21 protein-coding genes are annotated in these 24,589 nt (G+C 68.3%); 14 read left to right on the forward strand and 7 right to left on the reverse strand.

Going from position 1 to position 24,589, the window contains the following annotated elements; all coding sequences use genetic code 11:
• Positions 1-147: 147 nt before the first annotated feature.
• Complete coding sequence (locus tag Q5923_RS05495) at positions 148-831, forward strand: MarR family transcriptional regulator (protein WP_009279498.1); 684 nt, start codon at positions 148-150, stop codon at positions 829-831.
• 322 nt (positions 832-1,153) lie between these two features.
• A complete protein-coding gene (gene rho, locus Q5923_RS05500; protein ID WP_303132668.1) occupies positions 1,154-3,193 on the forward strand; it encodes a transcription termination factor Rho in 2,040 nt (679 codons plus the stop codon).
• A 219-nt stretch (positions 3,194-3,412) separates the two neighbouring features.
• Here rho and Q5923_RS05505 read toward each other — a convergent pair whose 3' ends face one another.
• Complete coding sequence (locus Q5923_RS05505) at positions 3,413-4,192, reverse strand: SDR family oxidoreductase (protein WP_009279496.1); 780 nt, start codon at positions 4,190-4,192, stop codon at positions 3,413-3,415.
• A gap of 236 nt (positions 4,193-4,428) precedes the next feature.
• Here Q5923_RS05505 and Q5923_RS05510 point away from each other — a divergent pair, with 236 nt between their 5' ends.
• The 7 genes from Q5923_RS05510 to Q5923_RS05540 all read left to right on the forward strand — a co-directional run bounded on the left by Q5923_RS05510 (position 4,429) and on the right by Q5923_RS05540 (position 11,444).
• On the forward strand, positions 4,429-5,871 hold the full coding sequence (locus tag Q5923_RS05510; RefSeq protein WP_303132669.1) for a hypothetical protein: 1,443 nt from the start codon (positions 4,429-4,431) through the stop codon (positions 5,869-5,871).
• Positions 5,872-5,874: 3 nt separating this feature from the next.
• Positions 5,875-6,348, forward strand: coding sequence for a VanZ family protein (locus tag Q5923_RS05515; RefSeq protein WP_303132670.1), 474 nt, complete (start codon positions 5,875-5,877; stop codon positions 6,346-6,348).
• 163 nt (positions 6,349-6,511) lie between these two features.
• Complete coding sequence (locus tag Q5923_RS05520; protein WP_009279493.1) at positions 6,512-7,714, forward strand: ABC transporter substrate-binding protein; 1,203 nt, start codon at positions 6,512-6,514, stop codon at positions 7,712-7,714.
• 114 nt (positions 7,715-7,828) lie between these two features.
• Positions 7,829-8,746, forward strand: coding sequence for a branched-chain amino acid ABC transporter permease (locus tag Q5923_RS05525; protein ID WP_368501950.1), 918 nt, complete (start codon positions 7,829-7,831; stop codon positions 8,744-8,746).
• A 12-nt stretch (positions 8,747-8,758) separates the two neighbouring features.
• Positions 8,759-9,883 (forward strand): branched-chain amino acid ABC transporter permease, encoded by a 1,125-nt coding sequence (locus Q5923_RS05530; protein ID WP_009279491.1) that lies wholly within the window; start codon positions 8,759-8,761, stop codon positions 9,881-9,883.
• Positions 9,876-10,733 (forward strand): ABC transporter ATP-binding protein, encoded by an 858-nt coding sequence (locus tag Q5923_RS05535; RefSeq protein ID WP_009279490.1) that lies wholly within the window; start codon positions 9,876-9,878, stop codon positions 10,731-10,733. Before Q5923_RS05530 ends, Q5923_RS05535 begins: the two co-directional genes overlap by 8 nt.
• The gene (locus tag Q5923_RS05540) at positions 10,734-11,444 is read left to right on the forward strand and encodes an ABC transporter ATP-binding protein (RefSeq protein WP_303132676.1); all 711 of its coding nucleotides are present in this window, start codon (positions 10,734-10,736) and stop codon (positions 11,442-11,444) included.
• Between the two features lie 633 nt (positions 11,445-12,077).
• On the opposite strand, the gene thrB is transcribed toward Q5923_RS05540, so the two are convergent.
• Both thrB and thrC read right to left on the reverse strand, forming a co-directional pair.
• Complete coding sequence (gene thrB, locus Q5923_RS05545; protein WP_009279487.1) at positions 12,078-12,989, reverse strand: homoserine kinase; 912 nt, start codon at positions 12,987-12,989, stop codon at positions 12,078-12,080.
• On the reverse strand, positions 12,986-14,464 hold the full coding sequence (gene thrC / locus Q5923_RS05550) for a threonine synthase (RefSeq protein ID WP_303132806.1): 1,479 nt from the start codon (positions 14,462-14,464) through the stop codon (positions 12,986-12,988). Before thrC ends, thrB begins: the two co-directional genes overlap by 4 nt.
• A gap of 109 nt (positions 14,465-14,573) precedes the next feature.
• Between thrC and Q5923_RS05555 the strand changes: the two genes are divergently transcribed.
• Genes Q5923_RS05555 through Q5923_RS05565 form a run of 3 tightly spaced genes read left to right on the forward strand, consistent with a single transcriptional unit; the run spans position 14,574 to position 18,073 of the window.
• Positions 14,574-15,704, forward strand: coding sequence for a homoserine dehydrogenase (locus Q5923_RS05555; RefSeq protein WP_009279485.1), 1,131 nt, complete (start codon positions 14,574-14,576; stop codon positions 15,702-15,704).
• A 3-nt stretch (positions 15,705-15,707) separates the two neighbouring features.
• Entirely contained in the window at positions 15,708-17,051 is a 1,344-nt protein-coding gene (locus tag Q5923_RS05560) for an aspartate kinase (protein ID WP_009279484.1), read from the forward strand.
• Positions 17,052-17,062: 11 nt separating this feature from the next.
• Positions 17,063-18,073, forward strand: a complete 1,011-nt coding sequence (locus Q5923_RS05565) for an aspartate-semialdehyde dehydrogenase (protein WP_303132680.1) — start codon at positions 17,063-17,065, stop codon at positions 18,071-18,073.
• A 75-nt stretch (positions 18,074-18,148) separates the two neighbouring features.
• Here Q5923_RS05565 and Q5923_RS05570 read toward each other — a convergent pair whose 3' ends face one another.
• On the reverse strand, positions 18,149-18,622 hold the full coding sequence (locus Q5923_RS05570) for a MarR family winged helix-turn-helix transcriptional regulator (RefSeq protein WP_009279481.1): 474 nt from the start codon (positions 18,620-18,622) through the stop codon (positions 18,149-18,151).
• 214 nt (positions 18,623-18,836) lie between these two features.
• Positions 18,837-19,871: a glycosyltransferase gene (locus Q5923_RS05575; RefSeq protein WP_009279480.1), complete on the reverse strand. Its 1,035-nt coding sequence runs from the start codon at positions 19,869-19,871 to the stop codon at positions 18,837-18,839.
• 148 nt (positions 19,872-20,019) lie between these two features.
• On the opposite strand from Q5923_RS05575, the gene Q5923_RS05580 reads away from it, so the two are divergent.
• Positions 20,020-20,796 (forward strand): radical SAM protein, encoded by a 777-nt coding sequence (locus Q5923_RS05580; RefSeq protein ID WP_303132683.1) that lies wholly within the window; start codon positions 20,020-20,022, stop codon positions 20,794-20,796.
• Positions 20,797-20,875: 79 nt separating this feature from the next.
• On the opposite strand, the gene Q5923_RS05585 is transcribed toward Q5923_RS05580, so the two are convergent.
• Both Q5923_RS05585 and Q5923_RS05590 read right to left on the reverse strand, forming a co-directional pair.
• Positions 20,876-22,303: a L,D-transpeptidase gene (locus tag Q5923_RS05585; RefSeq protein ID WP_303132685.1), complete on the reverse strand. Its 1,428-nt coding sequence runs from the start codon at positions 22,301-22,303 to the stop codon at positions 20,876-20,878.
• Positions 22,304-22,462: 159 nt separating this feature from the next.
• Positions 22,463-23,452 (reverse strand): hypothetical protein, encoded by a 990-nt coding sequence (locus Q5923_RS05590; protein WP_009279477.1) that lies wholly within the window; start codon positions 23,450-23,452, stop codon positions 22,463-22,465.
• Positions 23,453-23,610: 158 nt separating this feature from the next.
• Between Q5923_RS05590 and fba the strand changes: the two genes are divergently transcribed.
• Positions 23,611-24,483 (forward strand): class II fructose-1,6-bisphosphate aldolase, encoded by an 873-nt coding sequence (gene fba / locus Q5923_RS05595; RefSeq protein WP_009279476.1) that lies wholly within the window; start codon positions 23,611-23,613, stop codon positions 24,481-24,483.
• The last annotated feature ends 106 nt before the right edge of the window (positions 24,484-24,589 follow it).

Genomic DNA, 24,589 nt, shown 5'->3' on the forward strand with positions numbered 1-24,589 from the left:
CATGATTTCAGGCTCATAAACATTTTATCGTATATGGACCCCCGTCCCTTGCGTTTGAACTAGACTTGTCAGGGACGTTGGTGCTAGCGGTGCCCCGTCGCGACTCTGTGACGGGGCACCTTTGCAAGGGGGAGGTGCGGGCGCGCTATGGTCCTACGTGAGTACCTGTCGATTCGACGTGCCTACAATCTGGTCCGTCAGGACGTCGAGTCAGCCCGGAGGCTCTCCTTCGCGGAGTTCGCCATCCTCTGCAGGCTCTCTGTCGAGGGACAGAGCCTGAGGACGTCGGACATCGCCGAGTACCAGGGCTCGCTGCGGCCCACCATGACCCACCGCACCAAGCACCTTGCCGCGCTGGGCTTCCTCGCGCGCGAGAAGGGCGGGGTCGACCGCCGCAACGTGATCTGCTCCATCACAGACGAGGGCCGCCAGTACGTGGAGGACCTCTGCGCCGCCTGCCGTGAGGCCATCCCCAACGGGCAGTCGCTCTCGCGCACGTCGGCCGCCCGCGTCTGCCGCTACGTTGACACGATGGGGTCGCTCACCTGCATGGCGGGCGATCTCACGCTGCTGGGCCTCTATTCCGCCAAGGGCGAGCCCGTGAGCATCTCCCGCCTGGTGGAGATACTCGGACTGCTGCAGCCCACCGTGTCGATGTCCGTGGCCGCCCTGGTCGAGGAAGGTCTTGTCAGGCGCGAGGAGGACGAGGAGGGCGAGACCGGGCGCACCTCTCCCGTGGTCCTCACCGACGAGGGTTGGGAGCGTGCCGACGCGCTGAACGGCCAAATCGAGCGCCTCGTCGTGCATCGTCGCCCGCGCGCTTCCAAGTAGGCCACGGGCGCAGGATTCCCACAGGCATGCGATTTGCGGCGACAGCCGGCGGCGGAGGTGCCCCGGCTGTCTTCTTATGGGAAGAGATGACGCCCAGGCAAGCAAAAACCCCGCATTTCATTGATGTTGCCTGACTTGCGCCGCAGTCATGCTATAGTGCAGCTGTCCGGCGAGCGAACGACGTTTGCCGCAGGTGAACAATCCCACTCAAAACCAAGCACAATGCAATCGCATATACGATGTCTGCACGCAGCCGGCTGCCAAGGGGCGGCCGTCCGTGCCCGTGGGCCGCAGGGCGGCCCCAGACGGAAAGGCAGCCTTGATGGCGGAAGAGACCCAAGAACAGACTGGCGAGAGGCGCGAGGAGTCCCAGGTGGAGGAGGCCCCCAAGCCCCGGCGCCGCCGGCGCAGCACGAAGGCGGACGAGGCGTCACCAGAGGCGACGGCCGACGCCTCGAAGGATGGTACGGCCGGGGAGGCGCCAGCCGCTCCCAAGCCCAGGCGCGGCAGGAGGCCTAAGAAGGCCGAGGCTGAGCCCGGCGAGACCGTGGACACAGTCCAGCAGGCCGCGACGGCTGCGGGCCAGCAGGCGTCCCCCTCGCCCGACGCCGCTGCCGCCGAGGCGGCGGAGAAGCCTCGCCGCCGTCCTGGTCGTCCCCGCAAGAAGCGCGAGGACGACCAGGCCACGGACGTAGCCCAGCCCGGAGACGCGACGGCTGCCGGACACGTGCGTCCCGCGGGCGAGCAGACCACGCTCGACGTGGGCGCCATGACCCGCGTCACCCAGGAGGCGACCGTCGCCACGGGGGAGCTCCTGCCCGCGCCCGCCACGACCATCGCCCAGGCTGACGCCGCCCAGGCAGACGCCGGCGCAGGGCAGCACGAGCAGGTCCGCCACGACGCCGGCGACCAGCGCGAGGAGGGCGAGCGCGAGCCCCGCCGCCGCCGTCGCAGCAAGAAGGACCAGGGGGACTTCCAGCAGCCCGGCCAGCGCGACCGCGGCCAGCAGGGATGGAACAGCAACTCCGGGCGCAACGGTCGCAACAACCAGAAGCGCCGCAACCGCCGTCAGGAGCAGTCGGTGGAGCCCAGCCTCTCGCGCGACGACGTGGCCGCGATGAAGGTCGCCGAGCTGCGCTCCAAGGCGGCGGAGCTCGGCGTCGAGTACGTGGGCGTCCGCAAGAAGGACCTCGCCGAGGCGGTCTACCTCGCCGCGGCGCGCCAGGAGGGCTTCCGCTCCGTCGAGGGCGTGCTCGAGATACAGAACGAGGGCTACGGCTTCATCCGCACGGGCAACTACATGTCCGGCGACGATGACGCCTTCGTCTACCAGCAGCTCATCCGCCAGTACGGCCTGCGTCCTGGCGACTACGTGACCGGCTCGGTGGCTCCCGCCCGCAACAACAACAGCAAGTTCCCGCCCCTCCACAGGGTCCAGAGCGTCAACGGGCGCCCTCCCGAGGAGATGCGCAACCGCCCCCGCTTCCGCGACCTCACGCCCATCTATCCCAACCAGCGCCTGGTCATGGAGCATGGCAGGGAGTCCATCACGGGGCGTGCCATCGACCTCGTGGCACCCATCGGCAAGGGCCAGCGCGGGCTCATCGTGTCCCCGCCCAAGGCCGGCAAGACCACGGTCCTCAAGCGCGTGTGCCAGTCCATCGCCGCCAACAACCCCGAGGTGCACCTCTTCTGCCTCCTGGTGGACGAACGCCCCGAGGAGGTCACCGACATGGAGCGCTCCATCAGGGGCACCGTCGTCGCGTCGACCTTCGACATGCCGGCAGACAACCACACTGCCGTGGCCGAGCTCGTGATCGAGCACGCCAAGCGCCTCGTCGAGCTGGGCGAGGACGTCGTGGTGGTCCTCGACTCCATCACCCGCCTGGCACGCGCCTACAACCTGGCGCAGCCTGCCAGCGGCCGCATCCTCTCGGGTGGCGTGGACTCCGCGGCCCTGTACCCGCCCAAGAAGTTCCTGGGCGCCGCCCGCAACATCGAGAACGGCGGCTCGCTGACCATCCTCGCGTCCGCCCTCGTGGACACCGGCTCCAAGATGGACGAGGTCATCTTCGAGGAGTTCAAGGGCACCGGCAACATGGAGCTCAAGCTCGACCGCGACCTGGCCGACAAGCGCATCTTCCCGGCCATCGACCCGGTCTCGTCCGGCACGCGCAACGAGGACCTGCTGATAAACGCGGAGCTCCAGCCCTTCGTGTGGGGCATCAGGCGCGTCCTCGCCAACATGAACAGCACCGAGCGCGCCGCCTCCGCCCTGGTCAAGGGCCTCAAGGCGACCAACGACAACGAGGAGTTCCTCATCCGTTCGGCAAAGAAGGCCCAGCAGGCAGACTACCTGTAGGGGTGGGTGGGGCGGCACCGCTCCGCAAAAATTGAAATCTTGCCGAGCGCCCTCGCAAAGGCGCAGGTCGCAGAAAATGGCTCCGCAGAATTTCTATTTCTGCGGAGCCGTTCTCGTGCCAGCGTGCGTGAGGTGATGAATCAGCGTGTGAAATCTCGTGCCAGCGCGCGAGACGTCGTGCCGGTGCGCGCGAGACGTCGTGCCTCCAGGCGAGAGGCGCTATCCCTCCCGCAGCAGCCACCCCTCGGCCCGCATGACGGCCCGGGCGGGAAGGAGCCTTGCCGTGAGGGCCGCCGCACGCATGTCCCAGGAGGGGATGACAACCTGTCGCCCCGCAATCGCGCCGGCGATCGCGCGCCTCACGACCCTATCCACGTCCTCGAAGCCGATCCGCGTCATGCCGCGCGCCACGCCGGCGTCCCCCGGCTCGTCCAAGAAGCCGGTGCGCATGAACTTGGGGCAGACGGCCGTCACGTGGATGCCCGTCCCCTCCAACTCGTGGTCGAGGGTGCGCGAGAGCTCCAGCACGAAGGACTTAGTGGCCGAGTAGACGCTGAGTCCGGGTTGGGGGATGACTCCCGCGATGGACGAGAGGTTGACGATGCGCGAGCCGGCGACCATGTGGGGCAGGGCGTGGTAGCTGCACTCCAGGGGTGCCAGGCAGTTGAGGAGCAGCATGTCGCGCGCCTCTCCGAGCGGGCGCGCCGCGAAGTCGCCGAACTTCCCGAAGCCCGCGCAGTTGACGAGCCACTGCAGCCTGAGGGCCTCCTCGCCGTCTAAGGCTGCGGCGAGCTCGTCCAGGTCCTCGCGGCGCGTGAGGTCCAGCGCGAGCACGCGGGTGGGCGTGGAGCAGCCGGCGGCGACCTCGTCCAAGACGTCCCTCCTGCGCGCGACGAGCCAGATCTGGTCGAGGGGCCCTCCCGCGCCCGCGTCGAGCTGGCGCACGAACTCGCGACCCACGCCAGAGCTCGCACCCGTCACCACTGCGACGTCATTCATCTCTCGCACCCCCAATATGCGGTCTGAGCTTGAACTACTCACGAATATAGGTATTATCTAGACAGTCTGGGAGCTTTGGGTCCTGGGCGTCCACATCACGACGGTACACGAAGATCAGACGAAGCAAGCCGTTGTTCGGGCCAGCAGCCCCTGGATGCTGGACCAAGCCTGCCTCTCCTGCTCCGCCACGCGTTCCCGTCCATGGGCGCCCGAGCCCGCATGGGAGGTGCATCCGCATGTGTCGAGAGGGACGTTGTCCGGCCATCGTGGCAGGTCTGATGGGAGTGGCGATGGGCTCCGCCCCCAGCCTCGCCCTCGCGGCCAGCGCGCAGTCGGACCTGGCGTTCCTCTCGCCTGAGTCCACCCTGGGCTTCGTCGTGCAGTTTGGCCTCGGCGTCGTGGTGGGGGCGTCCGCCGCCGCGGGGACGAGCGCCGTCATCCTGCATCGCATGCTCGCCAGGCAGGCCGAGGGGGAGGTCGCGCGCAGGGCGCCCGTCCGCGCCACCCAGCCCGAGCCGCGCACGGGCGACGCGAGACCTTCCGAGCAGGCGGCGCCCGTCATCGCCAAGCCCGCGCCCGCTCCCGTCTCGGATCATGTCGCGGCGTCGGACGACGCGGGGGAGGGGGACGACCTCCCGCGCGGAAAGCACTTCCGCAGGGCCGGACAGGGCCAGGGCGAGGCGGCCGCCCATGCCGCCGAGGGGCCCGAAGAGCCCGAGGAGCCCGAGGAGCCCTGCAGGGCCGCCGCCCGCCGCGACGCCGAGCGCTCCGAGGTAGACGAGGAGGCTTGGAACGCCTTCATGTCCGGTCCCGCGCACGTCGCCACCGACTACACGCAGGTCGCGGAGAACTACGTCCGCCGCGCGAGCTTCGCCGAGCGCATGGCCCAGCGCGCCCGCGGCGTCCGCGAGGTGCTCTCCGAGCGTCTGGGAGGGGACCGCTTCGAGGGCCTTCCCGTGATCGAGCGCGCCGACGGCTCCGTGGGAGACGTGGGGACCGGTTGGTGGAACGCGCGCATGGGAGACTCCGTGCGCCTCGTGGGCGTGCAGGACACTGCCAGGCGCGGCGGTACGGACGCCCAGCCCTCCGACGACGACCCGTTGCCCTCCGTGCCCAGCTGGATGGGCCGGGGTGCCTCCCGCAAGGCGGCGCCCCCCACGCCCTCGCGCGCCGCGCGGATCGCGCACAGCGTCGCCGAGGTCGACCAGGGAGCCTACCCCGAGCAGCGCAGCGCCCGCGAGCTCGACGACGACATCTGGGAACAGGCGCTCAAGGCCATGGGCGAGAGGATCGACCAGATCGCGTCCGTGCCCGTGGCGGCCGTGGCACCCCTCCCGAGCTTCGGCGACGCCATCGGCGGCACCGAGACCATCGACGAGCCCGAGGGCCTCGAGAACCCCACGAGCTTCATTCCCTTCAGGGCCCCGGCGGGACATCCCGAGGTCGTAGACACCGAGACCTACGTCGACTACCTCCTCGACCAGGAGTTCTCGCAGAACTCCTCCGAGTCGGCGCGCGCGAGCTCGAGGAACTACCTCAAGGTCATCGAGGGTGGCAGCCAGGAGCTCAGGTCCACGGGCAAGCTCCGCGGCCGCTCCGCGCGCCCCCACGCCCAGGAGAGGGCATCGGCCCACGCGCCTCGCCACCTCGCCCCGGCGCTCGCCGCCAACGAGGCCTAGTCGGTGCCCGATTTCAGGGAGGCCCGTCGCCGCGAGCCCCGGCTCGCGCCCCGCGTGGCCGCCGTCCTCCTCTGGACGGCCTTCATCTGGGGCAACTCGCTCGTGGCGGGGCCCGCGTCCTCGGCCCAGAGCGGGCTCGTGGCAAGCCTCCTGGCGCCCTTCCTCCATACCCTTGGCATCACCGACGCCAACGCGGTGACCTTCATGGTGCGCAAGTGCGCCCACTTCGGCGAGTACGCGGTCCTGGCCCTTCTCGCCCGCCGCGCTCTCGACGCCCTCCCGAGCGCGAGGACGCGGCGCCTGCGGCTCGTCCCGGCGCTGTACCCGCTGGCAGTGGCCGTGGCGGACGAGACGATCCAGCGCTTCGTGCCCGGACGCGCGGGCCAGCCGCGCGACGTCCTCATCGACTTCTGCGGTGCCTGCTTCGCCTTGGCTTGCCTGGCCCTCTGGTCCCGCCGGCATCCGTCCCGAGCCTAGGTGCGCCTGGCGGCCCGTCCCGTCCCGGGCCCGCCCGGCGCGTTACGTGCGCGCGAAGCCCGTGTTACAGAAATAAAAACCTTGAACTTCCCCGAGGGCGATTGCGACCCGTCCGCCTACAGTAGCCTTGTCAGCCAACACGACCATCTTCAAGGGAGGAAGCATGGCAACGAACTTTTCCAGGCGCGACTTCGTCAAGCTCTCTGGCGCGACTGCTGCAGGACTGGGTGGTGCTTCCATCCTTGCGGCCTGTGGCTCCAAGAAGGGCGGCTCGGACGACTCCATCATCAAGGTCGGCCTGATGGGGCCGTACTCCGGCGACGTGGCCCAGTACGGCCTCGCCGTGAGGCAGGGTGCCGAGCTCTACGTCAAGCAGGTCAACGCGGCCGGCGGCATCAACGGCAAGCAGGTCGAGCTCAACACCCAGGACGAGAAGGGCGACGCCACCGAGGCCGTCAACGTGTACAACAAGATGGTCGAGGACGGCGTCGTGGGCATCATCGGTGACGTCACCTCCACGCCCTCCATCGCGGTGGCGCAGGCTTCCGTCACCGACAACATGCCCCTGGTGTCTGCATCCGCCACGGCGGCCGACTTCATCAGCTATGGATCCAATGCCTTCCGCGCCTGCATCACCGACCCCTACCAGGGCAAGCTCATGGCGGACTTCGCTGCCGAGCAGGGATACAAGACGGTCGGCACCATCTACAACTCCGGTGGCGACTACGAGGTCGGCGTGAACAACGCCTTCGTCGAGGAGGCCCAGGCCAAGGGCCTCACCGTCACGGCCCAGCAGGCCTACGCCGCGGGCGACGTCGACTTCAACGCCCAGCTGACCTCCATCATCGCCACCAGCCCCGACGCCATCCTGGCCCCCAACTACTACCAGGACGACGGCAAGATTGTCACCCAGGCCCGCGCCCTCGGCTACAAGGGCGTCTTCCTGGGGGCCGACGGCTGGTCCAACATCGTGGGCGGCAGCGAGGAGTACGCCTCCGCGGCTGACCTCGAGGGCTGCTTCTACGACTGCTCCTTCGTCAGCGAGAACCAGAACGAGAAGGTCCAGCAGTTCATCAAGGCCTACCAGGACGAGTACAAGAGCGCGCCCACCAACTTTTGCGCCCTGGGCTACGACGCCGCCATGGTCCTGCTCAACGGCATCAAGACGGTGGAGGAGGCCGGCAGCGCGAAGGCCGGCAGCGACGAGTACAGCCAGGCCGTCATCGACGCCATCGCCAAGGGCCAGGCCGAGGGCGTGACTGGCACCATCAAGTACAACGGCAGCGGCGACCCGGTCAAGCCGACCCTGGTCATCACCTTCAAGGGCGGCAAGCAGGAGGTCTTCGACACCATCGAGGCTGAGTAGGCACCATCCAAAGAATCGCACGGGGCGCTGGGGGCCTGTCTCCCGGCGCCCCTGCCGTGAGGTCGACGGCCCCTCTCCCCTAGACTGGGGGCCACAACCAGGCGCCCGCCCCGCATGGCCGTGGCGCCCAGGAGCAAGAGAGAGGAAGTGTTTGCCGTGACGTTCTTGACGCAGGTGCTCAATGGCTTGCAGCTGGGCAGCATCTACGCACTCGTCGCCCTGGGCTACACGATGGTGTATGGCATCATCCTGCTGCTCAACTTCGCCCATGGCGACATCATCATGGTGGGTGCGTACATATCCTGGATCGTGATGTCCCAGCTCGGGCTCAGCCCCGTCCTGGCCGTGCTGCTCTCGGTCGTGTGCTGCACGCTCCTGGGCGTGCTCATCGACAAGGTGGCCTACGCGCCCCTGCGCAACGCCCCGCGCCTCTCCATCCTGATCACCGCCATCGGCGTCTCGTACTTCCTCGAGAACGGCGCCCAGCTGGTGTTCGGGGCCGACGCCAAGGTGGTGCCCTCCTTCATCGACTCCAGCACGATCGAGGTCGCCAGCCTGCAGCTCTCGCCCACGGCGCTCCTCACCATCGCGGTGACCGCGGTCTCGACCGCCATCCTCACCTTCCTGGTCCAGCGCACCAAGCTCGGCAAGGCCATGCGTGCCGTGTCCGAGGACATGGGCGCCGCCCGCCTCATGGGCATCAACGTGAACACCACCATCTCGTTCACCTTCGCCATGGGCTCCGCCCTCGCGGGCATAGGCGCGGTCCTCTACTCCATGGCGTACTCGCAGGCCACGCCCACCATGGGCGTCATGCTGGGCACCAAGGCCTTCGTCGCCGCCGTGCTCGGTGGCATCGGCTCCATACCGGGCGCCGTCATCGGAGGCCTGCTCGTCGGCTTCGCCGAGGTCTTCGTCTCGGCCATCGGCCTGTCCGTCTGGAAGGACGCGGTGGTGTTCCTGCTCCTGATCATCGTGCTGATCGTGAAGCCCACGGGCATCCTCGGTCACACCATGAGCGAGAAAGTGTAGGGGGGTCGACCCATGGTCAAGGAAGTTCCCGATTCCAAGCCGGTCATCACTGTGGCCGGTGGGGCGGGGGAGAAGAAGCCCCTCTCCATGCCCGTGCGCTACGCCATAAACGCCCTCCTCGTGCTCGCGTTCCTCGTCGTGGGCGAGCTGCTCATCGACGGCGGTGCCATCAGCCGCTACCAGACCTCGGTGCTGGAGCAGATCGGCATCTACGTCATCATGGCCGTCTCGCTCAACATCGCCACGGGCTACCTGGGCCAGCTGCCGCTGGGCCACGCCGGCTTCATGTCGGTGGGAGGCTACTCCTGCGCCATCTTCATCATGCGCCTGCAGCCCGTCTTCGGCGTGGGCGCGCGCGACTTCGTCACGGGCAGCCCCGCCGCCACGGCCCTCTTCGCCTGCGGCCTGCTCTTCGGCGGCATCGTGGCCGCCGTCTGCGGCGTGATCATCGGCATCCCCGCCCTGCGCCTGAAGGGCGACTACCTCGCCATCATCACCCTCGGCTTCGCCGAGATCATCCGCGTGGTCATGCTCAACATCGACGGCGTCCTGGGCTTCGACCTCACGGGCGGCGCCAAGGGCCTCACGGGCATCCCCAGCTACACGAGCTTCCTCAACACCTTCGTGGTGGTCGCCGTCTCGCTCTTCCTCATCCACACGATGATGAAGTCGCGCCACGGCCGCGCCATCCTCGCCATCCGCGACAACGAGATCGCGGCCGAGGCCTCTGGCGTCCACACCACCTACTACAAGACCCTCGCCTTCGTGGTCTCGGCCTTCTTCGCCGGCATCGCGGGCGGGCTCTACGCCGGCTGCATCGGCGTCATGGCACCCGCGAAGTTCGGCTTCATGAAGTCCATCGAGGTGCTGGTCATGGTCGTCCTCGGCGGCATGGGCTCCATGCTGGGCTCCGTCATCTCGGCGACCGTGCTCACCATCCTGCCCGAAGCCCTGCGCGCCTTCGCCGACTACCGCATGGTGGTCTATGCCGTGGTGCTCATCATCACCATGATCTTCCGTCCCCAGGGGCTCCTGGGAACCTACGACTTCTCGCTGACCTCCTGGATCGACCGCATCCGCGGCGTCAGGCCCAAGGCAGGCTCTGCGAAGGAAGGGGAGGTGCGAGCCGATGCCTAGCACGAACTCCAAGCGCAGGCACTCCGTCCTCGTCCAGATGGAGACGCCCAACCTCATCCCCGAGCGCGACATGGGCAAGATCCCCGTGCTCCAGGCCGAGCACCTGGGCATCGACTTCGGCGGCCTCACCGCCGTGGACGACTTCAACATCGCCATGGGCCGGACCGAGATCTCGGGCATCATCGGCCCCAACGGCGCCGGCAAGACGACCATCTTCAACCTGCTCACCAACGTGTACCAGCCTACCCGCGGCACCGTCCTCATCGACGGCTACGACACGGCGGGCAAGTCCATGGTGCAGGTCAACAAGATGGGCATCGCCCGCACCTTCCAGAACATCCGCCTCTTCAACCAGATGACCGTCGAGGAGAACGTCCTGGTGGGCCTGGGCAACTCCATGTCCACGCACCTGATGGACGACATCTTCCGCCTGCCCAAGCACTGGCGGCAGGAGGCGGAGTTCCACGACCAGGCCATGGAGCTGCTGCGCATCTTCGACATGGAGGGCTTCGCCAAGACCCAGGCGGGCAACCTCCCCTACGGGGCCCAGCGTCGCCTCGAGATCCTGCGCGCCCTGGGCACGCATCCCAAGGTGCTGCTCCTGGACGAGCCCGCGGCCGGCATGAACCCCAACGAGACCGAAGAGCTCATGGAGAACATCCAGCGCATCCGCGACGAGTTCCAGATCGCCATCCTGCTCATCGAGCATGACATGAACCTGGTCATGGGCGTCTGCGAGGTCGTGGGCGTGCTGGACTACGGCAAGATCATCGCGAAGGGCACGCCCGACGAGATCCAGAACGACCCAAGGGTCATCGAGGCGTACCTGGGCAAGCAGGGGGTGAGGTAGGTGTCCAAGATCCTTTCCGTGCGCGACCTGCACGTCTCCTACGGCGCTATCAAGGCGGTGAGGGGCATCTCGTTCGACATCGAGGAGGGCGAGATCGTCACCCTCATCGGCGCCAACGGGGCGGGCAAGTCCTCCACGCTCAACTGCATCGCGGGGCTCTTCAGGCCCGTGGGCGGCGAGGTGGAGTTCAAGGGACAGAGCATCGTGGGCGTGAAGCCCCACAAGATCGTGGAGAGGGGCCTGGCGCTCTGCCCCGAGGGTCGTCGCGTCTTCACGCGCATGAGCGTGGCCGAGAACCTCGACATGGGCGGCTACACCAGGAGCGACGACGAGAACGCCAAGACCCTCGAGGTCGTCTATGAGCACTTCCCGCGCCTGAGGGAGCGCGTGGGGCAGTTTGCGGGCACCATGTCCGGCGGCGAGCAGCAGATGCTCGCCATGGGTCGCGCCCTCATGAGCAGGCCCGACCTCCTCATGCTGGACGAGCCCTCCATGGGCCTCGCCCCCATCCTGGTGGACGAGATCTTCTCCATCATCAAGGAGCTCAACAAGCTGGGCACCACCATCCTCCTGGTGGAGCAGAACGCCTCGATGGCGCTCTCCATCGCCGACCGCGGCTACGTGCTCGAGACGGGCACGATCAGCAAGACCGGCACGGGCGCCGCGCTCTTGCACGACGACGACGTGAAGAGGGCCTATCTGGGGGGTTAGTTGCTCTCGTTTGCACGCGGGTGGATTGCGCGTGGATGTTACGGCGGGGTTCGGGCCGGGTCGCAGCGATGCGGCCCGGCTCGCTTGCGTTGCATGCGCACGTGTACGGGTGCGGTGGGGGCGCGACTACGTCCGACGCGTGCGTCGGGGCCGCGACAACGTCGAATGCGTGCGCGCAACCGCCGATTGCGTCCGACGCGTGTGTGTGGCCATCGACGACGTCCAGTGCGCGTGAAATATCGCCGAAAACGTCCAATGCGTTTCTCTCGTCTCCGCCAACTGGGCAAACATCGAGTCGTCAGACGCGTTGAGCGTTGTCGTCTCATATTCGCGCGCGTCGGGCGTTGTGGTCGCGAGTTCAAGCGCGTCGGGCGTTGTGGTCGCGAGTTCAAGCGCGTTGGGCGTTGTGGTCGCGAGTTCAAGCGCGTTGGGCGTTGTCGCGAAGCGCTCGTACGCATCGGACGCTTTCGTGCCGGTGCGGGACGTGTCGGACGCTGTGGTTGCGAGCCTGTGCGCGCGTTGCACGCGTCGGACGCAGCAGGGACGCGCGCCATTCGCCACGGATTCGCACGGCCGCACCACGGGTGAAGCACCAGGGCAAGGCGAGAGCGACGGGCGGCCTCCGCTGGCAGCCTAGGCCAGCTCCCACTCCACGCCGTGGCTCCGAGCGGGGAGCACGCGGACCCAGAGCCCATTGACGCGGTTCTCCACCATGCCCTCGACGGCGGCGAGCACGCGTCCCGCCGGCTCGTCCCCGTCGCAGATGGCGAGCATCGTCGAGCCCGAGCCGCTGATGGTGAAGGCCGCCGCCCCCGCGGCGAGCGCCGTGCGCCTCAGAGGCTCGTAGTCGGGGATGAGCGCGCTTCGGTAGGGCTCGTGCAGGCGGTCCTGGCAGGCGCTTGAGAGCAGGTCCGCGTCTCCCGTGGCAAGGGCGTGCACGGCGGCGACGCAGTGGCCGATCTGCCACACGGCGACCTCGGTGGGGACGCTCTGGGGCATGACGCGACGGGCGTCGGCGGTGCGCACCTCGTAGGGCGGCGCGATGGCCACGAAGCGCAGGCCCTCGGCCACGTCGAAGCGCAGCGACCTCGTGCTCCGTCCGTCCACGAACGAGCTCACGAGCCCACCCAAGAGCGCGGGGGCCACGTTGTCCGGGTGGCCCTCCAGCTCGCAGGCCACGTCCAGGGCTGCCTGCGGGTCCAGCCCGCCCGTATGGAGCAGCTGTGCGGCCACGACCCCCGCCGCCACGCAGGTCGAGCTCGAGCCCAGCCCGCCCGAGAGCGGGATGGGGGAGTCGATGTGCAGGTGCAGGGGGAGCGGACGCTGGTAGAGCCTGCGGCAGGCCTCGAGGTAGCTGGTCCAGGCGAGGTTGTCCTCGCCACGGAAGCGCTCGGGGCAGCCGTCTATGGCCAGCTCGTCCGCCGGCTCGAAGCAGAACTCGGCCATGAGGTCCAGCGCCAGACCCAGGCAGTCGTAGCCCACGCCCACGTTGGCCGAGGTGGCCGGCACGCGGACGCGCACGCCACGGGGGAGGGTGGCGCTCACGCGAAGACCCTCTGGCAGGCGGTTTCCACGAAGTTGGTCATCTGGCCCTGGTCGCAGACGTCCTCGTGCAGCACCGGGGCATCCCTCAGGGCCGAGAGCTGCGCCGGCGCCACAGTCCCCGTGAGCTCCTGCAGCCGGTCCATGCAGGCGAAGGCGTCAAGCCCTTCCACATCGTGTCCCAGCGCCCCCAGCACCTCGGCCGAGAACTTGTAGGGATTCGCGGTGGAGAGGCACACGCGCACGTTGCCGCCCCTCTCGCCTTGGCCCATGACGTGGCGGGCGACGGCGGTGTGGGGGTCGATGAGCACGCCGTCCGCCTCCCAGGCCGCGCGGATGGCGGCGCGGGTCTGGTCGTCTGTGGCCCAGCCGCAGTCGAAGTCGGAGCGCAGGCGCGCGAGCTCGTCAGGCGTGACCTCGTAGTGCCCCTCGTCACGGAGCTGGGACATGAGGGCGGCGACGCGCTCGGCGTCACCCCCCGTCAGGTAGTAGAGCATGCGCTCGAGGTTGGACGAGACCAGGATGTCCATGGAGGGCGAGATGGTCTTGGCGAAGTCGCGCCGGCGGTCGTAGACGCCGGTGCGGAGGAAGTCGAAGAGGACCCTGTTGCTGTTGGAGGCAACGGTGAGCCTGCCCACGGGAAGCCCCAGGCGCTTGGCGTAGTAGCCCGCCAGGACGTCCCCGAAGTTGCCGGTGGGAACGACGAAGTCGAGCTCGTCCCCCTTGCGGATGGCGCCCCTCGCAAGAAGCTGCGCGTAGGCGCTGAAGTAGTAGGCGACCTGCGGGGCGAGCCGTCCCACGTTGATGGAGTTGGCGCTGGAGAGGACCACGCCCTCCCGCTCGAGGCGCCCCCTCAGGCCCTCGTCCGCGAAGATGCGCTTGACCTGGGTCTGGGCGTCGTCGAAGGTGCCCCTGATGCCGCAGACGGCCACGTTGGCCCCGCGCTGCGTCACCATCTGCAGGCGCTGGGCGTCGGACACCTTGCCCTCGGGGTAGAAGACCGTGACCCCCGTGCCCTCGACGCCGGCGAAGCCCGCCAGCGCCGCCTTGCCCGTGTCGCCCGAGGTGGCGGTCACGATCATGATCCTGCGCCCGTCTTCCTCGCGCGAGCGGGACATGAGGCGGGGGAGCATCTGCAGGGCGAGGTCCTTGAAGGCGCAGGTGGGCCCGTGCCAGAGCTCGAGGAGCCAGTCGTCGCCCAGCGACGTGACGGGGGTCACGAGGGGCGTGTCGAAGTTCTGGGCGTAGGCGCCGCGCACGCAATCGTCGAGCTCGTCCGGCGAGAAGTCGGGCAGCAGCGTGGCCAGGACGCGGCGCGCGATGTCGTGGTAGCCGGCGGCCTCGAGGCCCTCGACGCCGAGTTCGGAGGCGCCCAGCTGGTCCGAGACGTAGAGCCCTCCGTCGGGCGCGATGCCTGCGAGTATTGCTTGCCTGCTTGTTACGGAATCGCCGCCGCCGCGCGTGCTGTGATAGAACATGCTCACTGTGGCGCTCCTAGCCTCGGGTTTCGCAGAACGTTCGTAAGTATCATAGTCGCAGGGTGCGGGACCTCCCGTCACCGTCACACAGTAGAAAGATTGGAAGCTCATGAAGGTCGCGCTGCTGGGACACGGCGTCGTGGGACGCGGGGTAGACCAGATCCTCTCCTCCAGGGACCTCGGCGTGGAGGTGACGCGGATCCTGGAGCTGCCGGGCCGCCTGGACGACGGTCGCATGACCTCGGACTATGAGGACATCTTGGGCGACGGGCAGATCGAGCTCGTCGTGGAGTGCATGGGAGGGCTCGAGCCGGCGCACGGCTACATCCTCTCGGCCCTCGCTGCCGGCAAGAGCGTCGTCACCTCCAACAAGGCCGTGGTCGCGGCATACTTGGACGAGTTCGCGAGCCAGGCGCGCTTCTCGCGCGCGAGCCTCCTCATCGAGGCCACCTGCGGCGGGGGAGTGCCCTGGATCGCCAGCATCGAGAAGGCCCGGCGCATCGACCGGATCAGCTCCATAGGCGGCATCATGAACGGGACCACCAACTTCATCGTGGACGCGATGGAGCGCGAGGGCGCGGAGTTCGCGGACGTCCTCGCCCGCGCCCAGGAGCTGGGGTACGCGGAGAGGGACCCCTCGGCCGACATCGACGGCATCGACGTGCGCAACAAGACCGCCATCGCCGCGAGCGTCGCCTTCGGCTGCGCCTGCAGGACGGACATCCCCACCTCCGGCATCCGCAACCTCACGAAGGCGGACCTCGACCTCCTGGCGTCGCGCGGGCTCTCGCTCAGGCTGCTGGGGCGCGCAGTGCAGGAGGGTGGTCGCTTCGCCGCGAGCGTCGAGCCCGTGGTGCTGGGCCATCGCGCCCTCGAGGCCAACGTGCCCGGCAACTTCAACCTGCTGAGCCTCGTGGGCGAGACCGTGGGCGAGCTCGGCTTCTACGGCCAGGGGGCGGGGTCGCTTCCCACCGGCAACGCCATGGTCCAGGATATCCTCGACTTCAGGGATGGCCGGCGCCCCAGCTACGACCTCTCGGCGGACCTCGCCTACGATCCCGGCCTGCTGCGGGGCGACTACCTGCTGCGCAGCGGCCTGGCCCCCGAGGGCTCCGAGGAGTGGGCTCCTGGCGTTAGCCTCCTTCGCGGCCTCAGCGCCGAGGAGGCGCGCGCGACGCTCGACCGTGCGCTCGGGGCCGACCCGACGAGCTTCATGGCCGTGCTGGACGCGAGGGGCTGACGCATGATAAAGGTCGCAAAGTTCGGCGGCTCCAGCGTCGCGGACGCGGAGCAGTTCCGCAAGGTCAAGTCGATCGTGGGGTCGGACCCAGAGCGCCGCTTCGTCGTGGTCTCCGCCTCGGGCAGGCGCTTCCCCCAGGACAACAAGGTCACCGACCTCCTGCTGCTGGTCAACGCGCACATCGAGTATCACGTCGACTGCACGGCGCTCCTCTCGGACATCCAGGCACGCTATCAGGACATCGCCGACGAGCTGGGGCTCAGCTACCCCGTCGCAGAGCGCTTCGGCGAGTTCGCGGCGCAGGTCAAGGGCTTCTCGCCCGAGTACGTGGTGTCGCGCGGCGAGTGGTTCACGGGCCAGCTCATGGCCGAGTACCTGGGCCTTCCCTTCGTGGACGCGGCGGAGGTCATCGTCTTCCACCATGACGGCAGCGTGGACATGGAGCGCACGGCGATGCGCCTGCGCGACCGCGCGACGCGTCTGGGGAGCTTCCTGCTCCCGGGCTTCTACGGCGCCACGGTGGATGGCAGCATCAAGCTCTTCCAGCGCGGGGGCGGCGACATCACGGGCGCCATCCTGGCGCGCTGCCTGGACGCCGGCGTGTACGAGAACTGGACCGACGTCTCGGGCTTCCTCGCCGCCGACCCGCGCGTGGTGGACCACCCTCGCTCCATCCACCGCATCACCTACGACGAGATGCGCGAGCTCAGCTACATGGGGGCCTCGGTCCTGCAGGAGGAGGCCATCTTCCCCGTGCGCGAGACCAACATCCCCATCCAGATCAAGAACACCAACGACCCCGACGCCAAGGGCACCATCATCCGCGAGACGGCCGAGGAGCACGTGAAGGAGCACCTCATCACGGGCATCGCCGGCAAGCGCGACTTCATGGCCATCCATGTCCAGCGCGCCCACATCTCGAACGACGTGGGCTACCTCAGGCGTGCGCTCTCGGTCTTCGAGAAGTACGGCGTGAGCGTGGAGCACGTGCCCACGGGAGTCGACTCCTTCGGCGTCGTGGTCAACGGCGCCGACGTGAAGGACAGCATCTACTCCATCGTCAACGAGCTCCAACACGAGCTCGAGCCCGACAGCATCAACGTGGTGGACAGCCTGGCGCTCATCAGCGTCGTGGGCCGCAACATGAGCCGCCGCGCAGGCACCTCGGGCCGCATCTTCGGCTGCCTGGGTGAGGCGGGCATCAACATCCGCATGATCACCCAGAGCTCGCAGGAGATATCGATCATCATGGGCGTCAACAACGCCGACTTCGAACGTGCCATCCAGTGCATCTACGACCGCTTCGTCGACGGCGAGATGGTCGAGATGCCGCAGCTTGCCCAGTAGGGGGTTAGGACATGCCTGACAAGAGAGTTGCCATCCTCGGCGCGACCGGCGTCGTGGGGACCCAGATGCTCCAGTGCCTCGAGGAGAGGGACTTCCCGGTGGGGGAGCTCGTCCCCCTTGCGAGCGCTCGCTCCGCGGGCAGCAGCGTGCGCTTCCGCGGCGAGGAGGTGGTGGTGCGCGAGGCCACGCCCGAGGCCTTCGAGGGCGTGGACGTCGTGTTGGGCGCGGCGGGAGACGAACTCGCCCGCAAGCTCCTTCCCGAAGCCGTGAGGCGGGGCGCCACCTGCGTGGACAACAGCCACGCCTTCCGCCTGGACGAGGACGTGCCCCTGGTCATCCCCGAGATAAACGCCGACGACGTGAGCTGGCACCACGGCATCATCGCCAACCCCAACTGCGCCACCATCATCGGCCTGGTGCCCCTCTGGCCCCTGCACCAGGAGGCCGGCATCAGGAGGCTCGTCGTGAGCACCTACCAGGCGGCGTCGGGGGCGGGCATGCCGGGCCTGCGCGAGCTCGAGCGCGAGATGGGTGTCGTCGCCCAGGGCGGCGAGATGGGGCCCACCGACCCCTTCGCCTACCAGCTCGCCGCCAACCTGATTCCCCAGATCGGCGGCTTCAAGGAGGAGGGCTACACCTCCGAGGAGCTGAAGATGCAGAACGAGGGGCGCAAGATCATGCACCTTCCCGAGCTGCGCGTGAGCTGCACCTGCGTGCGCGTGCCCGTGATGCGCTCGCACTCCGAGTCGATCACGGTCGAGTTCGAGAGGCCCCTCGCGCTCGACCGCGCCCGCGAGCTTCTCGAGGCAGCTCCCGGGGTGCTCGTGGTGGACGAGCCCTCCGAGCTGCGCTATCCCATGCCGCTCCAGAGCTCCGACCAGGACCTGGTCTGGGTCGGGCGCATCAGGCGCGACCTCTCCGCACCTGACGGCGTGAGCTCGCTATGCCTCTGGTGCTGCGGCGACCAGATTCGCAAGGGCGCCGCGACCAACGCCGTGCAGATCGCGGAGTTCCTGCTCTAGCGGCAGGCCTGGGCGGCGGCGCGAAGGATGGCGCCGCCGCGACGAGGCGTGAGCGGGCTCGAACGGGCGCGGGCCCTACTTGAAGGAGGCGAGGAGCCTCTCCACCAGGTGCTTGAGCTCGACGAGGTCCTCGCGCTCCATGCTGATGCAACCGCCGATGCAGGCGGGAACGTCCATCGCCCGCCTGCGAAGCCTCCTGCCCTCGTCGGTCAGGGTGATGATGATGGCGCGCTCGTCCGCCTTGGAGCGGGTGCGGTTGATGTAGCCGTGGCCCTCGAGCCGGCGCAGCAGCGGGGTGAGGGTGGCCGAGTCGAGGTAGAGCCTATGTCCCAGCTCGGTCACGGTGATGCCGTCCCGCTCCCAGAGGGCCATCATCGTCACGTACTGCGTGTAGGTGAGGCCCAGGGGGTCCAGGAAGGGCTTGTACCTGCGCGTGAGCTCCTTCGACGCCGCATAGAGCGGGAAGCATAGCTGGTTCTCGAGCGCCAGGGGGTCGAGCTCCCCACCCTCTGCGGCGTCCTGGGTGGCAGTGACCTTGGTATCGTCCATGTCAATCCTCTCTTCCCGCACGACTTAATCGTGCGCAATTTATCAAGGGAAGTATACCCAAGCGAGAGGGGCGTGCGCCAGAGAAGTCGCCAGGGCCATGCTTGCGGCAAGGCTCTAGTCCCACGCGCCACACAAGGAAGGGCCCGGACGGGATGTCGTCCACCCCGTCCGGGCCGCCATGTGACTCGTCGCGTGCGGGCTGGTCGTGCCTCGCCTAGTTGAACTTTATGAACCTCTGTGCGGTCCGGTACAGCGCGATGGTCGCCGCGCGCCCGCCGGCGCCCGGGAGGTTGGTGGCCAGGCCGCAGATGCCCAGGCGCGCACGCCTCCACATACGCCGGTCGTAGTCGTAGAGGTCGCTCCAGAGGCGGTCGAGCTCCGCCATGGCGTCGGCATGGTCCGAGAGCTTCGAGAAGACGGAGCAGATCATCATCATGATGACGAAGTAGTTGACCATGTAGCTGCGCAGGGCGTACGACTCGATGTCCTGGTAGAGGTGGTAGGACCTCATCATGATGCGAGTGATCTTGACCTGTTGGTCGATCCTGCCCGCCATGACCTTCTCGTTCACCGACTGGTCCTCCCGCCCGATGAAGTAGCGGTAGAGGTCCACGTCCAGGTAGTAGAGGGTGCGGCAGCGCGGCAGGGGGACGTAGGCGTAGATGTTGTCCACGTAGAAGGTGTGCGCCGGCATGGGCACCCCGCCGTCGCGCAGCACGTCGGTGCGGTAGCAGAGGGCGTGCATGAGGAGGTTCTGGGTCATCTTGAAGTGGCGGATGTCGTTCCAGCCAAAGGCCCTGCCCACGGGGAGCACCGAGCGGTAGTTGACCACGTGGCTGCTGCCGTCCTCCACGTGCTCGTACACGTAGTTGCTGATGATGAGGTCCACGCGCTCGCCGGTCTCGTCCAGCTCGCGGATCTTGCCCAGAAGGGTGGCGCAGGCCTCGGCGTCCAGCCAGTCGTCGGAGTCCACGACCTTGAAGTAGGTCCCCTCGGCGTTTCCCAGGCCCTTGAGGACGGCCATGCCATGGCCGCCGTTCTCCTGGTGCACGGCCTTCACGATGCTGGGGTGGCGCTCCTGCCAGGACTCTGCCTTGGCCAGCGTGTCGTCCTTCGTGGACCCGTCGTCCACGATGACGACCTGGACGTCCTCGGCGTAGTTGGTCCCCACGAGGATGGACTTTATGCACTTGTCCATGTATTCGGCGGAGTTGTAGCAGGGGATGGCGAAGGTGATGACCTTCTTCATGGGTTGGCCCTCCGGATTCGTTGCGACAGGCGGCTGTCGTGCCATTTCTCAAGACATTATGGCATGAGCCGCCCGTTCCATGCGCTCGCTGGTCTAGGATGGGGCTCGCCCGCACGGTCGCGGGCGGCGCTAGGAGGGGAGAGAAGCCATGGCAACCTACCTGAACCCAGGCCCCGTCTTCGGGCCCGTCCGCAGCCGAAGGCTGGGGGTCTCGCTGGGTGTCAACCTCGCGCCGGCGGACGGCAAGCGCTGCAGCTTCGACTGCGTCTACTGCGAGAACGGCACCAACGACGAGCGGCCCACGAGCTCGCCCTGGCCCACGGCCACACAGGTCGCCGAGGCGTTGGGCGCACGCCTGCGCGACATGTCCGCGGCGGGCGAGCCCCCCGACGTGATTACCCTCGCGGGCAACGGGGAGCCCACGGCCAACCCAGAGTTTCCCGAGGTCGTGGATGCGGTCCTCTCGCTTAGGGACGAGCTCTGCCCCAAGGCGCGGGTGGCGGTGCTCTCCAACGCCACCATGGCCCACGTGCCGGCCGTGCGCGACGCGCTCCTGCGCGTGGACGACAACATCCTCAAGCTGGACACGGTGGACGGGGACTTCATCCGGAGGGTGGACCGGCCCGTCGGCGGCTACGACGTGGGCCGCGTGGTGGACGCGCTGGCGGCCTTCGGCGGCAGGGTGATGGTCCAGAGCATGTTCCTGGGCGGGGAGCTCGACGGCAGGAGCGTGGACAACACGGGTGAGGCCTACGTCGGACCTTGGCTTGAGGCGCTCGCACGGATTCGCCCCGAGGTGGTGATGGTCTACACCATCGCGCGCGACACGCCCTTTCAGGGTCTCAGGAAGGCCAGCCCGGAGGCGCTCGACTCCATCGCGGCCCGGGTGCGGGCGCTCGGCCTGGAGTGCAGCGTCTCGTACTAGTCGCGCGAACCGCGCCAGCGCGGCGTGCCGACCGCTCGCCGGCGGGACGCGCTGGCGCAGGCCGGCAGCGACGTGTCGTCTACCAGTGCACGACCACCTTGTCCCCCACGCGGACCAGGTCCCAGAGGGCCTTCGCGTCCTGGTAGGGGAGGTTCACGCAGCCGTGGCTGCCGGCGTAGCTGTAGATCGACCCGCCGAAGCTGTAGCGCCAGGTCGCGTCGTGGAGGCCCACCGAGTTGCCGATGAAGGGCATCCAGTACGACACGTTGCTCCTGTAGTCGGGCTCGCCGTCGTGGTCCTCGTCGGCTCCCACCAGCACCGTGTCGCGGGCCATGTTCGAGTTGATGGCGTAGGTGCCCGTTGGCGTGGTGCGACCCTCCGAGGTGTTGCCCGACACGATGTACGACCTCCATATGACCCTTCCGTTCGCGTCGTAGAAGCGCGCGTACTGGGTGGAGAGGTTGATGTCGATGTGCCGTCCGCGCTCGCGCGCGCCCTCGCTCTCGGCCGGGCGCGAGCCCACGACCTGCAGGGGGATCTCTATGGGGTCGGAGCGCTGGCCCAGGAGGGCGTCGTAGATGGACTCGGCGAGGCTCGCGTCGTCCACCGCGTAGTCGTTGACCTCGTCGGAGTAGTCCACGCTGGCCGCGAGCACCGAGTTGATCCAGTTGCCTATGGCGTCGCCGTCCGCGCCGAGGGCGAGGTCGTCTCCCACGACGAGCCAGGACGCGCTGAGCGACTCGTCCACGCGCGCGACCTCCCTGCCGTCGCGCGTGAGCGGGATGGAGAGGGCGAGCGCGTCGTTGGCCTTCTTGGTCGCCGCCGCGAGCCGCTCGTCGTCATGCCTGACCGTTGGCTGGACGAGCTCCGCGTCGCCCAGGACGAGCTTGCGCTGGAGCGACTTTGCGGCCGTCGACGCGCTGGCGACGACGCGGTCGAGGTCGAGCATGGTGCCCGGCACCTCGTCCGTCACCCTGAACTCCCCCGCGTCGGCGTCGAAGGAGGAGCTGGCGCTGGTCGGCGCCGTGGCGGACTGGTTGTAGGCCTCGACCGCCGGTTGGAGGGCGTCGCGGAGACTCGCCTCGTCCAGGGTCACGCCGTCCTCCTGGAAGATCACGCGGCGGGAGAGGAGGTCAAGGGGCCAGGCGCGCGCGTCCGCCTTCCGGAACGCGTCGCCCGCGTAGTCGTCCGCACGGGCGGCGAGGCCCACGTCGGCGGACGCGACCTGGGCCGTGAAGCCGGAGGGCCCCTGGAGCTCGAGCCTCCAGTCGCGCACGGCGTCCGCAACCGAGGCCGAGAGCGCCTCCTCGGTCATGAGCGAGACGTCCTGCCCGTTCACCGTGGTGCCCGGCGTGAAGTGGGTCGAGAAGTACGCGCAGCCCCCGCCATAGACCGTCGCCAGGGCGAGGCCGCAGGCCACGAGCTTGGGGGCGAGTCGGTGCCTGGGCCCCTCGGGGACGCCGTCCTGGGCCGCCTCGGTGCTGGGGGTGACTGCATGCTTCGCCACGGTCTGCCTCGTCTTCGTTTTGGCTGCTTGAAGGGGCCGCCCCCGAGCGGGAGCGGCACGGCTCAAGAGTCTAGCGCATGGGAGGGGCGCGGACGGCGGGGGAGAGTGGCGTGGGGGCGGAGGCTGGCGGGTCTCTCCTCCGGCGGGCCTGGCCTTGGCCTACTTGCTCGAGCTCCCGCTCGAGCTGGCGGAGCTCCCGGCATCCGAGGAGGTCGTGCCGCCGCTGCCCGAGGAGCTCGTGGACCCGCTGTCGGTGGAGCCCGAGTCGGAGGAGGAGCTGGCATCCGTCGAGGAGCCGCCGCTGCCGGACGTGCTTCCGCTCGTGGAACCCGAGTCGCTCGTGCCGCTCGTCGAGCCGGAGCCGGACGAGCTGCTGCCAGACTCCGACTTCGAGGACTCCGTGCCCGAGGAGCTGGCGTCTGCCTTCGCCTTGTCACCCTTTGTGTCGCTCGAGGAGCTCGTTCCGCTTGCGGAGGAGTCCGCGGAGCTTGCGTCCTCCTGGCTCGTCACGGCCGAGGAGGCGGCGTCACTCTCACCTTTGCCCTGCGCCGCGGTCTCCTCCGTGACGGTGGGCTGCGCCACCTCGCCAAGGCTGGGGCCGATGCCCTGGCCGGCGGTGACGAGGCTGACGATTGCCGCGTAGGCCAGGACCGCGAGCACGGCGAACGCCGCCAGGGCGATGGCCGCCCTGTGCGCCACGCGCCGGCTCTGCTGCCGCGTTGCGGCGCTGCGCAGGCTGTCCGGGGCTATGGGGGTGCCCGTGGCGGCGAAGGAGACATCCCGGCCCTCCTGCAGCGGCGACTCGACGGCGGCAGGCATCAGGCCGGTGTTGCCGTCGTGGCCGCTCAGGGGCACGCCGGGCCGCGTGGGGTCCGGGTCGTCCGCGTGGTCGTACGAGAGGTCCTTGAGCTTCTGGGCGCTGGCCTTGATCATGCCCTTGTACACCTGGGCGGCCAGGGCGCTGGCGCCGGCCGCTACGGCAACGCCGATGATGGAGCCGGCGAGACCGATCCTGGACGAGAGGGCGAACGAGGTCGCCGCCGCGAGGGCACTCGCCACGATCGCCGAGAGCGAGAGCTCCCCCAGGACGCCCCCGCGCCCCTCCTCGTCCTCGTGACGGTCACCTTCCTGCCTCAGCTGGTCACGCATGGAGAACCTCCCAAGAAGACGCGTCCATCCAGACAAGCATTACCCAGCTCGCGGGGCCCATGCGCACGGGCATGGCAACTACACGAATATTTTGGCTAGCTGAGCGGTATGATTGGGGGCGTAGGTTCGACAGGGTGTCTCGTATAGGAGGTATCACCATGCTAGTCAACGCTACTGCCATGCTCCAGAGCGCTCAGAGGGGTCACTACGGCCTGGGTGCGTTCAACACCAACAACCTCGAGTGGGCCTCGTCCATCCTCGACGCGGCCGAGGAGCTCCAGTCCCCCGTCATCATCCAGTGCACGAGCGGCGCCGCTAAGTGGCAGACCAGCTTCAAGGTCGTCGCCGACATCGTGAGGGACCTTGTCGAGGCCAAGAACATCACCGTGCCTGTGGCACTGCACCTCGATCATGGTAGCTACGAGGATGTCTTCAAGTGCATCGATGCGGGCTTCACCTCCGTCATGTACGATGGCTCGCACGAGCCCGACTTCCAGACCAACCTCCAGCGCACCGCCGAGGTCGTCAAGGCCGCCCATAACAAGGGCATCTCCGTTGAGGCCGAGGTCGGCGGCATTGGCGGTACCGAGGATGGCGTGACCTCACAGGGCGAGCTTGCCGATCCCGAGGAGTGCAAGCAGATCGCAGACCTGGGCGTCGACTTCCTGGCGTGCGGCATCGGCAACATCCATGGCATCTATCCTGCCAACTGGGCGGGCCTCTCCTTCGAGCGCCTTGCCGAGATCAAGGCCCTCACGGGCGACCTGCCGCTCGTCCTTCATGGCGGCACCGGCATCCCCGTCGACCAAATCCAGAAGGCCATCTCCGAGGGCGTCTCCAAGATCAACGTCAACACCGATCTCCAGCTGGTCTTTGCTGCGGCCACCCGCACGTACATCGAGAGCGGTGCAGACAAGGAGGGTAAGGGCTACGATCCCCGTAAGCTCCTCAAGCCTGGTCGCGACGCCATCAAGACCCGCACCATCGAGCTCATGAAGGAGTTCGGCTCCGACGGCAAGGGCTGGGCGTAGGCATCGGCTCCTGCCCGGCGCGCCCGCGCAACCGGGCAGGGAAGGCGCACGAACGCAAGGGGGACCGTCTTCGGGCGGTCCCTCTTCCTGTGGACTTGTGGGCTGG

This window comes from uncultured Olsenella sp., assembly GCF_959602185.1.
Classification (GTDB): Bacteria; Actinomycetota; Coriobacteriia; order Coriobacteriales; family Atopobiaceae; genus Olsenella_I; species Olsenella_I phocaeensis.

Coding starts and splice junctions, on each gene's coding strand:
- fba (WP_009279476.1), top strand. CDS start 23,611: ATGCTAGTCAACGCTACTGCCATGCTCCAGAGCGCTCAGAGGGGTCAC.
- Q5923_RS05535 (WP_009279490.1), top strand. CDS start 9,876: ATGCCTAGCACGAACTCCAAGCGCAGGCACTCCGTCCTCGTCCAGATG.
- Q5923_RS05495 (WP_009279498.1), top strand. CDS start 148: ATGGTCCTACGTGAGTACCTGTCGATTCGACGTGCCTACAATCTGGTC.
- Q5923_RS05555 (WP_009279485.1), top strand. CDS start 14,574: ATGAAGGTCGCGCTGCTGGGACACGGCGTCGTGGGACGCGGGGTAGAC.
- Q5923_RS05505 (WP_009279496.1), bottom strand. CDS start 4,192: ATGAATGACGTCGCAGTGGTGACGGGTGCGAGCTCTGGCGTGGGTCGC.
- Q5923_RS05580 (WP_303132683.1), top strand. CDS start 20,020: ATGGCAACCTACCTGAACCCAGGCCCCGTCTTCGGGCCCGTCCGCAGC.
- Q5923_RS05590 (WP_009279477.1), bottom strand. CDS start 23,452: ATGCGTGACCAGCTGAGGCAGGAAGGTGACCGTCACGAGGACGAGGAG.
- Q5923_RS05520 (WP_009279493.1), top strand. CDS start 6,512: ATGGCAACGAACTTTTCCAGGCGCGACTTCGTCAAGCTCTCTGGCGCG.
- Q5923_RS05525 (WP_368501950.1), top strand. CDS start 7,829: ATGGCCGTGGCGCCCAGGAGCAAGAGAGAGGAAGTGTTTGCCGTGACG.
- rho (WP_303132668.1), top strand. CDS start 1,154: ATGGCGGAAGAGACCCAAGAACAGACTGGCGAGAGGCGCGAGGAGTCC.
- thrC (WP_303132806.1), bottom strand. CDS start 14,464: ATGTTCTATCACAGCACGCGCGGCGGCGGCGATTCCGTAACAAGCAGG.
- Q5923_RS05570 (WP_009279481.1), bottom strand. CDS start 18,622: ATGGACGATACCAAGGTCACTGCCACCCAGGACGCCGCAGAGGGTGGG.
- Q5923_RS05575 (WP_009279480.1), bottom strand. CDS start 19,871: ATGAAGAAGGTCATCACCTTCGCCATCCCCTGCTACAACTCCGCCGAA.
- Q5923_RS05565 (WP_303132680.1), top strand. CDS start 17,063: ATGCCTGACAAGAGAGTTGCCATCCTCGGCGCGACCGGCGTCGTGGGG.
- Q5923_RS05530 (WP_009279491.1), top strand. CDS start 8,759: ATGGTCAAGGAAGTTCCCGATTCCAAGCCGGTCATCACTGTGGCCGGT.
- Q5923_RS05510 (WP_303132669.1), top strand. CDS start 4,429: ATGTGTCGAGAGGGACGTTGTCCGGCCATCGTGGCAGGTCTGATGGGA.
- Q5923_RS05560 (WP_009279484.1), top strand. CDS start 15,708: ATGATAAAGGTCGCAAAGTTCGGCGGCTCCAGCGTCGCGGACGCGGAG.